Genomic DNA, 12,141 nt, shown 5'->3' with positions numbered 1-12,141 from the left:
TGGAGATTTTTTACTTGAGATTCTGAACAGAAGTGATGCTTAACTTAACGGAACATCAGGATGATATTTTAACCTGAAATGGATCGATACGCCAAACCATGGCCAGTCCGATGGACTGGCCGGGTTTTGGCGCATTGCCGGGCGTTAAGCCTTCGCTTCGATCGCTCCGACAACATCGCCTACAGTTTTCAGGCTTTCGTCCATTTCCAGCTGGATGTCCAGGGATTCTTCCAGTTTCATGATGAGTTCCACCATGTCGAGGGAATCCAGTCCCAGTTCCTCGAAGCTGGACTCCATGGTGATTTCGCTGGCGTCCATTTCCTTGTACTCCGCAATTTCCTGTGCTACTTTTTCAAATACCATTGTATCTGACCTCCGAATTTTGATTTATTTACGTTTGATGATGGCTGTGTTAGAGATTTTTATAAGGTTTTTATATTAAGTCGTCGTGTCAGTGATTCTTCCGAACGCACCGACCATCCATTCATTCTTTCGTCCACTCCAGGATAGCGCCGGCTGATGTGAGTCCGCCGCCAAAGGCGACCAGACCGAGCATCATGCCTTTTTTAAGCTTTCCGGACCGGTTGAGTTCATCCAGGAGCAGCGGAATGCTGCCCGCGGAGGTGTTGCCCCGGTCGGCGACCTGGTTGATGAACGTCTCCTCAGAGACCCCCAGCCGCTCCCGGGCACTTTCGATGATGCGCGAGTTTGCCTGATGCGGGATCACAAGGTCTAGATCCTGGGCGGTCATTCCCGCTCGGTTCAGACACAGGTTAAGTTCATCCAGGAATGCTCCGACTGCGAATTTATAGACCTCACGACCGTTCATTTCGATGGTATTGCGGGTTTCGGTTTCCTTATGCCAGGGGGTATCCGGAAAGACATTCGGGATATTGAGTACGTCGATGTTGCCTTTGCCGCTGGCATGGATGGCTTTGAGTCCGTTCCCCTTTTTCAGAAGCACGGCTCCGCCTCCGTCGCCGAACAGAATGCAGGTGCGGCGGTCGGTATAATCGAGATAGCGGCTCATGATTTCCATGCCTACGACCAGGATATATTCCGCTTTGTTTGCCTGGAACAGCGCGTCAGCCATGTCCAGACCATATAAAAAGCCAGTGCAGGCAGCATTGAGGTCCAAGGCGGCACAGTCGACACCAAGATCCATGGCCAGGATGGAGGCCTGAGACGGCGTCCGGTATTCCCCGCTGATGGTGGCAAAGAGAATATAGCCGAGCTGATCCGGCGTGATTCCGCCGTCTTTCAGGGCTTCCCGGGCGGATTTTAATGCCAGGTCGCGCATGGTCTCGTCAACCATGACGCGGCGCTCTGAGATGCCGGTTCGCTGGGTAATCCACTCATCCGAGGTATCAACCATTTTTTCAAGAATGGCGTTGGTCAGTCTGAAGTCGGGTTCGCCCCGGCCTGTTCCTATGATTTCAAAACTCATTGTTGCTTCCTTTCTTCTGTTCGGTCGATGGGTCCGGTGCTGCCGGTACGCAGCAGTTCTATGATTAAAGTTTTTTTGAATCTAAAAATTCATCCAGATGTCCGTTCAGCTTGAGCAGACTCTCCCGCAGAGTACGAACTTCTTCTTCCGACAGCCCTGAGGTCATGCTGCGCACCATTCGGATATGAAAGATGTGATGCAGGCGCACTACTTTAACCCCAGCTTCGGTCAGGCTCAGAGTGACTCCCCTGAGATCGCTGCGGCTTTTTTCTTTCAGGACGTAGCCTTTTTTCTGCAGCTTCTGGATCGCAACCGTCACCGTGGCAGTGGTTACGCTGAGCAGCATGGCCAGGTCGCGAATGTTGATCCCGCTGTTTTCTCCGATTTTTTCCAGAATGTGAATCTCATTGATGCTAAGATCCATTTCATTCCGCTCATTCATCAGGGTCTCAACCCGTTCGATCTTTTCATAGACGCTGATGATGACATGATTCAACTGACTGAAAAATCCTTCCATGGCTCTCCCTGTAATTAGTTTGATAACCTAATTATATGCCTATTACTTTGACTGTCAAGATATTTGAAGTGCGAAACAAAAAACCGAAAAAAAACCGGCTGCGCAAGCCGGGTTCAGAAAACACCGTCAATCTCATGACGGGCAACGGTGAGAGGGCCCTGTTCCGTCATGAGAACCAGCCGGGTTGGACGGATGAGCTGTACGATCCCCTGCCGGGTCATTTCCGGTTCATTCGGCCGGGAAATGATCAGGGTCAGGGGCAATCCCTCGGTTTTGGAACGGGCAATGAGCACGTCCCAGTCCTCCCGTTCGGCTTCCGTATGGTATCGGGCCGGTTTCTCGCAGGCTTCCTGGAGCTGGTCCAGCCGGATTCGTTCGTTATGATCGGACAAAAGCATCCCCTGCCATTTAAGCATGCAGCGATCCGGGTAAATTCGATCCTGCGGGCGGCAGGTCCGCGGTTTCTTCCACATCTTATTTCACCTCGCTTAACCCTTTATGGCCGCCGATGTTCTGGCTGCGTTCAAAAAAGGTGGATCCGCGGGTCAGGCTGTGTCCCTTGAATATGGCGGTCTTGCCGAAACGGTCCCGGATCTCGTCAATGACCAGATCCACCGCCCGGCCGTCATCGCCGGTGTAATCCCAGAGGGACAGCTGCCGGCCGAAGTCCTCTGTCAGATCATTCAGAGCGATATTGAACTGCCGGACCGGTTCACCCTGCCAGTGCTTTACAAACAGCGATCGGAAGATTTCCCGAAGGGTCGCTGTGTCGCTGGTTGGAACTTTAAGCCGCTTCGAGACGCCGATTCCGGGGTGGTTGACGCTGGAGGAATAGCCGCAGTAAAAGCCGATGCTGCAGCATAACGATCGGTGGCGGCGCAGCCGCATGGTGACATCATCAATCATTTCATCCAGGATCGTCAGGATCTCCTCTTTCTCATAATAATCCCGCATCAGAATCTGGCCTTTGGAAAAACCTTTGCTTTTCTGAATCCCCGGTTCTGAAATGACGCTGTAGTCCACGCCGTTGGCGTGATAGTACTGCTGCAAGCCCATGATGCCGAACTTCGACTCCAGAATGTGCGGGTCAAAGTGTGCCAGAGAATAGATGGAATGGATCCCCAGCTTGTTCAGCCGCCGTTCCCAGCCCCGCGAGATGCCCCAGAAATCGGTGAGCTTCGGGATTTTCCAGACTGTTTCCGGGATTCGTTCGTAGGACCAGTACGCGATCTGGCTCTTTTTCTTTTTGGCCTCATTGTCCAGTGCCAGCTTTGCCAGAAGTGGATTGTCGCCAATCCCAATCGTCACATTCAGTCCGATTTCCTGCTTGATCTGGTCGCGCAGCCGAACCGCCACCTTGCCGGGATCACCGAACAGATGGGCTGTGCCGGTCACATCCAGAAAGGATTCGTCGATGGAATAGACCAGAATGTCTTCATCGGCAGCGTACTGGCGAAAGATGTCATTGATCTGGCGGTTTATTTCCAGATACAGACTCATGGACGGGTCCACGACCATCAGTTTGGGGTCATTGGGCACTTCGAATTTTCGATTGCCGGTTTTGATATTGAATTCGGATTTGACCTTGGGGGAAGACGCCAGCACAATGGCGCCCGGACGTCGGACATCCGACACCACCACAATGTATGCCTCCAGGGGGTCAATCCCGCGTCGCACCGCCTCCACCGAGGCGAAGAAGGATTTAACATCGATGCACATCAGATAGCGCAGGGGCATTTTACTGTAATCTATGGTACTCATAACACATCACCTTAGAACATTTGTTCGATATCTATATGATACCACAGGATTATAAAACAAGTGCCGAATTCTCAATATTTTAAGAATTCGGCACTTATTATTTTAGTTGTTCTGAGTGGATTAGTCCTGTCCGACGTACTTTTTCAATCCATAGACAAAGTGGGCATCCTGTACATAGATGACACCGGTTGTACGATCCAGTCCCGTATTGTTGCGAATGGCATCCATGATGTCGCCGGCTTTTTCCTTCCGGGCGATGATCAGGACAATTTCGTCATTTCCGTTGGTACCCTTGGAGAAGAGGCTCATTTCCGGATCCACCGTGGACTGGTCTTCCAGAATCGTTCCGCCGGTTGCTCCGGCTGCCCGGGCCGCATCCATTACCCGATCGGCATTGCCGTTGCGGAAGATGGCGGTGATCACCTGAACATCCGATTCATTGCGGTCTTCGGTTTTAACATTGCTCAGCCGTTCCGCATAGACCTCATTGACATTCACCGCATAGGCAATGCCGTGAGCGGGTTTGCCGATTCCGAACTCTTCGGCGACTTTCTTCAGGAAAATCTCCGCCAGATCCGTTGCGGCGACCAGGGATACGAAATCCCGGACTCGGCCATGTTTTTCAAATTCCTTCATCAGAAGCTGATTGGCTGTACCCAGTCCCTTACTGACGGTTCCATTCATGATGCCCTTTTGCTTTGCCATTTTAAGGACTTCTTCACCTTGTCCCTGAGGAACGATGATGGTGATGTGATCCAATTCAACATTTTTCGGCATAGTACACCTCGCTTGTTTGTCGTTATTTTAAGCTGTTTCGCTAAGTTCTTTTCATTATAACATATCAACTTTGCCTATTCGTTACGATCCGGCAAATGTTTACGGCTTATTCTTGTTTATCGAGATCGCCTGAACCAGCCGACTGCTTCGGCTGCAGCCGATGAACCGATCTTGCTGGGAATTAATTTGGTGTATGAAGAATCCCCTGATATTCCAGCAGGATTTCCAGGAAGTAGACCAATTGATACCTCCACCAGGGCCAATCATGGGCGACCTCATATCCCCAGATATCAACCCAGGCAGGAATATTCTTTTCCCGGAGCAGATCAGCTACTTTTCGGGTATCCCGCAGCGACTCGGCTTCAAAGTCCCCCTGACCACAGCACAGGATGAGATCCCCCTTGCGGTAGTACTCCAGATACCAGGAATCCGACAGGTCTTTGAGGTAATCAATGGGTGAATTGATGTAGACGTTGTAGCCGAAATGCTCTCCGACGAAGAAGCGGGCATCATACAGTCCACTCAGAGCAATAGCGCCATTAAATACATCCGGGTGACGCAGGTAGAAGTTCAGGGCGTGAAACGCTCCCATGGAGCTGCCATGGGCAAGCAGCGGCCCCTGCCAGGACGTCCATTGGCGGATCAGCGGCACCAGTTCTTCCACAATGTACAGATCATACTGATTGTGGCGCAGGGCTCGTTCTTCCGGTTCCAGGGACTGGTTATCCCAGCTTTCGGCATCCACCGAATCCGGTGTAAATACCTGGATCAGCCCCGCGTCAATCAGATGGGCCATGGCATCGATCATTCCAAAGTCTTCAAATTCATAAAACCGTCCCCCTGAAGTCGGGAATACGATCATTGGTTTTCCGCTGTGGCCGTAGCGCTTAAATTCCATATCCCGCCCCAGGTGGCGGCTGAATGTTTTATCATACGTGATTTGCATTTGATGTCCTCCCGATTCATTGATCTTGCCAGTTACAGTTCCAAATTCTTTTTTTCCAGAATAAAGCGAACCATTTTTTTCATTTCCTCAAAGTCGTCGACCCGGAAAATGAATGCGTAGTCCCCCATGGCTTTGGCCAGAATTCGCGGCATTTCCCCATGGTATAGAATACTGGAGCTGTAGTTATAGATGATCTCATCAATGGAATTGGCATACTGACTCGTATATTTGCGGCCGGTATAGGCGCAGTAATGCCGGGCTTTAACATGGGCATCGAACGCGTTGGAGGCGACTACTTTCGCATACTGCTCATACAGATCGATGTCGCCGGCAAAGTTCCACATGTCGATGGAATAGCCTCCGGGCGGACGGACATTGACTTCCAGGGCAACCAGGCTGCCCAGTTTCGTCCGAAAGAATTCCATGTGGAAGAACCGTTCCTTGAGTCCGAAGGCCTCCACAGCTTTGGTACCCGCTTCCAAAAGGTCCTCCGGCACGGCAGGAAGCGAGTAGTAGAAGATATCCAGATCAGAATTGACCACATCCATGATGCCGCTGCTGAAGCGGAAGGTTGAAGTAAATACCACCTGACCGTCCTGATCAGTCAGCCCGTCGAAGCTTTCAATATCGCCTTCGATAAATTCCTCCAGAATGTACCGGTTCCCGGATCTGGTACTGAAAAAATCTTCCAGATCATGATCGCTGACCAGCAGCTGTGTATCCTGCGCCCCCACGCCCATATCCGGTTTGATCACGCAGGGATAGCCAAAGACATCGATCCAGTAACGGGCTTCCGTTGGATTTCTGACAACGCCGCCCAAGGCAACGGGGATGTTGCAGGATCGGAACACTTCCTTCATTTTCGACTTGTACTTCAGCGGTTCCATTTCATGCGCTTTCAGTCCCGGGATGTTAAAGTCGGTACGCAGCTGGGCGTCCTGAATCAGCCAATGCTCATTGTGAGATTCGAGCCGGTCGATTTTCCCGTACTTGTGTGTGAAATAGCCCAAAGCACGCAGTACCTCATCATACTGATCCATATGTTCTACCCGATAGTATTCAGTCAGATGTTCCTTCAGATCCTGATTCAGTTCCTGATAGCTGTCCTGGCCGATTCCCAGAACATTGACACCCTGTTCTCTCAGTCGCACGGCAAAATTGGAGTACCCCCTGGGAAAATTGGGAGAGATAAATACGTAGTTCATTGGTTCCCCCTTCCAATCAGTGCATAATTATGCATTAATTGTAATTTTCTTCCAATTATATCACGAAATCATTGGCCTACAAGGAGTTATTACTGACAAAATTTCAATTTCCTGCCGAAGAACCGAAGGCTCCGCATTGCTTTCCTTTTCCGGCTTTCGATTCCTTTCGTTCAGTAACTCAAGACCGTCGACTTTGAACCAACCAAAGCCGATAAAGCCCCGAATCCTTCGAACAGGATTCGGTGCAAGCAGGATATGAACTAGGAACGTACTGTTCCTTCAGGGCAGTCTGTCGCTCGATTCCAGCTCAGCTTCCGGCGATTCCCCTGATCTCGGGATCATCCGGATATAGGGGGACAGGATGCGATCCCACGAAAAAAGTCATGGGATCCTATCATTCCGGCGCGATGACCTCCGTGTGAATGCCCAGGGTCTGAGCTGAGCAAATCAAATCACTGTAAGGTGTTCCCTGTTCCAGCAGATATTCCCGGTAAAATGAAGAGACGACCTGTACAATGGAACGATGGGCCTCTTCGATGGGCAGATTCCGTTTGTCCTGCTTGTCACTGACCAGCCAGAACCAGTCGCAGAAGGTCATATGGACGGTCCGATCCATATAAATATACTGTCGGCAGTCTCCGCCGGCGTAGTGGTAGAGTGCTCGAACGGCCGCCTCATCCGCCAGAGCCGATGCATGCTCCTTGAGAAGGATTTCCCGGAACTTTTCCGGTGATTTGTCCTTTGCCTGCTCGACCCGGCGGCGCAGACGATCCCCGTAGCTGACGTCACCTCTTCGGAAATTCAGGATCGGTTTGTTCAAGCTTGCCCCACTTCCCGGAGTCGGTTCCGCATCCAGATACGCCAGGGCAGCATCCAGTAAAACGCCCGCTTTTGCCAGGGGATGGACCATGCTTTTCAGTACCGTCATGCCGCCCAGGGAATGCCCGGCCAGTGCGATCCGGTTCAGATCCAGCAAGTTGTTCCATTCGTCGGTCTCATTCAGGGCCGCCAGCTGATCCAGGACAAACATCATATCCTTGCTTCGGGCCTCGATCTGCGAAGTCCGTTCGTCAAAGGATGATTCTGCCAGAAGTCCTGGTTTCATGGGGACTGTTTCACCGGTTGGCAGCAGGGTAACATCGGTGTCATACAAATGACCCGTGGTTGCAACGACATACCCTTCGCGTACCAGCGGCTCGATGAGAAATAAATAGAAGTCGCGGTCTGCTTCCAGACCGTGGGAAAAGACGATCACCGGTCGAGGCTGACTCAGATCCGGTGCCGCATCATTCAAAAAAGAAGTTTCCAGCTGCTTCAGATGCTGAATGCGATCTTTCTTGCCTTCTCCGTAAATTTTAACCAGCAGCTCGGTTTGGGGGGCATACAGATCTTCATAATGTGAGGTCCCCTCCGCCATAGTCGGGTAAAAAATGCTGACGGGGATCCGGCGGAATGATTCTCCCGAATAAAAGTCCTGGCGGGAGAAATCGGTGAATAATTTTACCTTGCGGCCAATGCCCATAATGTGCCTCCTGATAACAATAGTTGTAGTATGTGAATAGCCTTCAGCCCTCAGGCGAAGGAAGTTAAAGAGCAATAAGAAGGATTTTAAATAGCAATATAATGCTAAAGTTGTCTCGCCATGAACCATGAATTACAGCCTGTCACTCTGGTCTTGCTGTCCTCCTTTTGAAATGGCTTGTCGCGAAATATCATTTTGAATGGGGTTGTGATATTATTTTGGTACGAGGTGTTAACATGGCAAAATACAGCATCCAACGCGAGAAAGAAATAAAATTGCCGGCCAGAGTCAATGAATTCACGGCCTACCTGCTGACGATCAAAGGGAAAAGTCCGGGAACGGTCACTGCCTACAGCTATGATCTGACCGTTTTTCTGCGTTTTCTGATGATTTACAAAGGGATCGTACCGGAAGAAGTCGAGTTTGAGGAAATTGACCTCTCGGTCATCGACGACCGATTCCTTCAAAGTATTACTCTGCCCAATTTGTATGCCTATATGTCATTTCTGGAGAAGCAGCGGGAAAACTCGGCCACAGCCCGGGCTCGAAAGGTTGCTTCCATTAAGACATTTTTCAAGTTTTTGCACGGCAAAGCCCGAATCATTGATCAGGATCCGGCGTCTGATTTGGAATCACCGCGCATCCGCAAACGCAATCCAATCTACCTGAGCCTGGATGAGTCGGTCCTGCTGCTTCAATCCATGGATCACGCGCACCGGGATTATTACCGGGATTACTGCATCCTGACGCTCTTTTTAAACTGCGGCCTCCGGATCTCGGAACTGACCTCCATACAGCGCTCCATGCTGCGCGAGGATACGCTGCGCATCGTCGGCAAGGGCAATAAGGAACGAACGGTCTATTTGAACAAAGCCTGCCTGGCAGCGCTGGATAATCACCTGAAGACCATCGAGCTGGATGGCGTACTGCCGGAGTACAAGAATTACCTGTTCCTCTCGAATCACAAGCGCCCCATCAGCAAACGGACGGTGGAGCGGCTGGTCAAGAAGCACATCACCAACGCCGGGATCAATGCGGATCAGTACACCCCCCATAAACTCAGGCACACTGCCGCCACTTTGATGTATAAGCATGGCAATGTGGATCTGCGTTCGCTTCAATTGATCCTGGGGCATGAGAATCTCTCCACCACTCAGATCTATACCCATGTCGACGATGAACGGCTTCGGGACTCGGCGGATGCCAATCCCCTGCGCGACATCGACCGCTGGTCCGATCTGACCAGGGGAAAGAAGTAGCCTTACTGCAGGACATGATCACGGGTGTCCGGCTGACATCCTTATCAATCATCCATTGTCATGAATATGAGGCAATTAGCTGGAATAACAAAGGTCAAGCAAATGGAATAATAGTCAGGTAAGCAATTGGAATAACTGTCGGGTCAATCAAATGGAATATCGCTCAGGTCAATCGAATAGGATGTTTTCGAAAGAATGACTTCGAAAGAATGACTTCGAAAGAATGACTTCGAAAGAATGAAAAAAGATCGGAAGTGATAAAACTCCCGATCTTTTTCATGGGAAGCCTAGTCCAGATCGTTGACCTTGACGGCGGTTTCCAGCGCGATCTTCATCATGTCGGTGAAGGTCTTCTGGCGTTCTTCGGAAGTCGTGGCTTCTCCTGTCACAAGTGAATCGGAGATCGTCAGGATGGCCAGTGCCCGAACTCTGGCCATGGCAGCCGCGGTATACAAACCGGCAGCTTCCATCTCAACGCAGAGGGTTCCGGCATTGGCAAACAGACCCTGGGCATTGGTTTCATCATAGAAGATATCTGAGGACAGGACATTTCCGACTTTGGCGTCCAGACCCAGTTCTTTAGCTGATTCATATGCCTTGGACAGAAGAGTGAAATCTGCAGTCGGCGCGTAATCCAGTCCGCGGAACCGGTTTTTGTTAAAACCATTGGTGGTGGAAGCGGATGAGGCAAGAACCACATCACGAATCACCACTTCCGGGATCAGGGCTCCGGCAGATCCGACGCGCATCAGATTCTTAACGCCATAATCATGGATCAGTTCATGAACATAAATGGAGATGGACGGGATGCCCATTCCGGTACCCATGACAGAAACCGGCACTCCCTTGTAGGTTCCGGTAAAGCCGAGCATGCCCCGGACTTCATTAAACTGAACGGGATTCTCCAGGAATGTTTCTGCGATGAATTTCGCTCTGAGCGGATCCCCCGGTAATAAGATCGTCTTGGCGATGTCGCCTGGTTTAGCTCCAATATGAATGGACATAGTTACCTCCTGAGTTCATTTGTATTTTGATCAAAAGCCTTTGATATCATTATAGAGAATCAGCCTGGGAAAAGGAATGTCTTCAAAGAAAGTTAAGAATGATCCCGCCAGGGCGCGCCAATTGCAATTTCCGACTGCCCTGCTCAAGGGGGAAACCCGTAACACATGGAAACGGCGACACAAATAGACGGCATCCTGGCCCCTTCTGCCCCTGAAGCAATCGGGCTGATTTGATTCAGGGCAACTGAATCCGCCTGGCAGGCGGTCAAAGAGTCCGGTCTTTTCCCGAATGTGCTGAAACTGCGGCAAAACTAGAACATATTTACGGAACAAGTGTTTGTTTTTGGGGTCTGTTATGCTACAATGATATTAAATTATTAAAGAGAGGTGTCGTATGTCCGGAAAAGGAGAAAAACAAAGAGAAGTATACCGGTTTCTGCTGACCTACACAGAAGCCAAAGGATACCCTCCATCGGTTCGTGAGATTTGCGATGCGGTGGACCTGAGATCAACTTCGTCCGTCCAGAACCACCTGCAGAATTTAGAGAAGCAAGGCCTGATCCGGCGTGACCCCACGAAGCCCCGGGCTTTGGAAATTCCTGAACTTAATGACCGTCCTGAAATGGTTCGAATTCCTGTGGTAGGCCGCGTAACGGCCGGCGTCCCGATACTGGCTCAGGAAAACATAGAAGACCACTTCCTTATGCCCCTGCACTTTGTAAAACATGATAAAAACCTGTTCATTCTGAAAGTTCTTGGAGAATCCATGATCAACGCCGGCATCAACAACGGCGACCTCGCCATCATCGAGCAGGTGGAAGCCTGCAGCAACGGTGAAATTGTTGTTGCATTGATCGATGAGGAAGCGACCATCAAGACCTTCTACAAGGAACGCAATTACATCAGGCTCCAGCCGGAAAATGACACCATGGAACCAATCATTGTACCGGACTGCCGGATTCTCGGCCGCCTGGTCGGCATCTACCGGAAATACCGCTAACAAATCCTTCCCGAGAGATTGAAGCGATGGGATTTCAGCCAATGAAACGTTCGCTCTTCAACGGAAAAACAGAGGTCAGGAATAACTGAATCGTCTTTATAACAAGAACAGCGAGCTTTCGTAAGCTCGCTGTTCTTGTTATAAAGATGGGTTGTTCTAAAATTGGGTGTTGTGAACCAATGTTTCGGTCAGAAGATCTTACTGACTGAGGTTCGTCTTATTCCGGTCTGGAATTCTTCCTGCCGGTTTTCGACTCGGGATCTTCAAATTGCTTCATGCCTTTTTTATACTCTGAGTAGGTCTCCCGGTGCAGGACGCTGGCACTCCCCTTGCCCCGCTCCCGCGTCGCGTAGAGCAGAATCGTACAGGTGATCAGTACCAGGAACTGAAAAACCAGGATCCAGGGCGAATAGCGTTCCTCGATTCCGCTGTAGAACACCGAAGGAGTGTAGAAAAGCAGTACCAGGAATGAGATGACATAGGAAAAAAACAGCCAGGAGGTGCTCTTTTTTACGAACAGCAGGATCGCCGTCAGGATCAGGCCGATGGCCAGAAGAATCGGGATATAGCGGGCGAAGCCCCCCAGGTAGTCATCGAATATCAGCAGGCTCTGGTGAGCTGCCAGACGGTTGAATGCGTCATACAGGAGATATCCTCCCATGACCAGGTTGACCAACGCCACTCCGTTCATACGTTTCCCTCT

13 protein-coding genes are annotated in these 12,141 nt (G+C 50.6%); 2 read left to right on the top strand and 11 right to left on the bottom strand.

The genetic code is table 11. The features are described from left to right. Positions 1-144: 144 nt before the first annotated feature. The 9 genes from P6M73_RS09065 to P6M73_RS09025 all read right to left on the bottom strand — a co-directional run bounded on the left by P6M73_RS09065 (position 145) and on the right by P6M73_RS09025 (position 8,175). Positions 145-363, bottom strand: a complete 219-nt coding sequence (locus P6M73_RS09065) for an acyl carrier protein (RefSeq protein ID WP_277852736.1) — start codon at positions 361-363, stop codon at positions 145-147. A 121-nt stretch (positions 364-484) separates the two neighbouring features. Then, on the bottom strand, positions 485-1,447 hold the full coding sequence (locus P6M73_RS09060; protein WP_277852735.1) for a 3-oxoacyl-ACP synthase III family protein: 963 nt from the start codon (positions 1,445-1,447) through the stop codon (positions 485-487). A 64-nt stretch (positions 1,448-1,511) separates the two neighbouring features. Further along, positions 1,512-1,964 carry a MarR family winged helix-turn-helix transcriptional regulator gene (locus P6M73_RS09055; RefSeq protein ID WP_277852734.1) on the bottom strand — a complete coding sequence of 151 codons (453 nt, stop codon included), beginning with the start codon at positions 1,962-1,964 and terminating at the stop codon, positions 1,512-1,514. A gap of 113 nt (positions 1,965-2,077) precedes the next feature. Then, on the bottom strand, positions 2,078-2,437 hold the full coding sequence (locus P6M73_RS09050; RefSeq protein WP_277852733.1) for a hypothetical protein: 360 nt from the start codon (positions 2,435-2,437) through the stop codon (positions 2,078-2,080). A 1-nt stretch (position 2,438) separates the two neighbouring features. Then, on the bottom strand, positions 2,439-3,725 hold the full coding sequence (locus tag P6M73_RS09045) for a Y-family DNA polymerase (protein ID WP_277852732.1): 1,287 nt from the start codon (positions 3,723-3,725) through the stop codon (positions 2,439-2,441). A gap of 120 nt (positions 3,726-3,845) precedes the next feature. Then, positions 3,846-4,502 carry a hypothetical protein gene (locus P6M73_RS09040; protein ID WP_277852731.1) on the bottom strand — a complete coding sequence of 219 codons (657 nt, stop codon included), beginning with the start codon at positions 4,500-4,502 and terminating at the stop codon, positions 3,846-3,848. Between the two features lie 181 nt (positions 4,503-4,683). Then, on the bottom strand, positions 4,684-5,448 hold the full coding sequence (locus tag P6M73_RS09035; protein WP_277852730.1) for an esterase family protein: 765 nt from the start codon (positions 5,446-5,448) through the stop codon (positions 4,684-4,686). Between the two features lie 32 nt (positions 5,449-5,480). Further along, a complete protein-coding gene (locus P6M73_RS09030; protein WP_277852729.1) occupies positions 5,481-6,653 on the bottom strand; it encodes an ATP-grasp domain-containing protein in 1,173 nt (390 codons plus the stop codon). Between the two features lie 394 nt (positions 6,654-7,047). After that, complete coding sequence (locus tag P6M73_RS09025) at positions 7,048-8,175, bottom strand: alpha/beta hydrolase family protein (RefSeq protein WP_277852728.1); 1,128 nt, start codon at positions 8,173-8,175, stop codon at positions 7,048-7,050. A gap of 236 nt (positions 8,176-8,411) precedes the next feature. Between P6M73_RS09025 and P6M73_RS09020 the strand changes: the two genes are divergently transcribed. Then, positions 8,412-9,434 (top strand): tyrosine recombinase XerC, encoded by a 1,023-nt coding sequence (locus P6M73_RS09020; protein ID WP_277852727.1) that lies wholly within the window; start codon positions 8,412-8,414, stop codon positions 9,432-9,434. A 287-nt stretch (positions 9,435-9,721) separates the two neighbouring features. Here the strand turns inward: P6M73_RS09020 and deoD are convergent, their stop codons facing one another. Continuing rightward, positions 9,722-10,438: a purine-nucleoside phosphorylase gene (deoD, locus tag P6M73_RS09015; protein ID WP_277852726.1), complete on the bottom strand. Its 717-nt coding sequence runs from the start codon at positions 10,436-10,438 to the stop codon at positions 9,722-9,724. A 394-nt stretch (positions 10,439-10,832) separates the two neighbouring features. On the opposite strand from deoD, the gene lexA reads away from it, so the two are divergent. Then, positions 10,833-11,438 (top strand): transcriptional repressor LexA, encoded by a 606-nt coding sequence (lexA, locus tag P6M73_RS09010; protein WP_277852725.1) that lies wholly within the window; start codon positions 10,833-10,835, stop codon positions 11,436-11,438. 217 nt (positions 11,439-11,655) lie between these two features. Here the strand turns inward: lexA and P6M73_RS09005 are convergent, their stop codons facing one another. Beyond that, positions 11,656-12,129, bottom strand: a complete 474-nt coding sequence (locus P6M73_RS09005; RefSeq protein WP_277852724.1) for a hypothetical protein — start codon at positions 12,127-12,129, stop codon at positions 11,656-11,658. Between the last annotated feature and the right edge of the window lie 12 nt (positions 12,130-12,141).

The sequence above is a fragment of the Anaerococcoides asporogena genome (assembly GCF_029590275.1).
In the GTDB taxonomy this organism is placed as follows: Bacteria; Bacillota; Clostridia; order Clostridiales; family Clostridiaceae; genus JG1575.
This window is presented reverse-complemented; position numbering and strand designations above follow the sequence as displayed.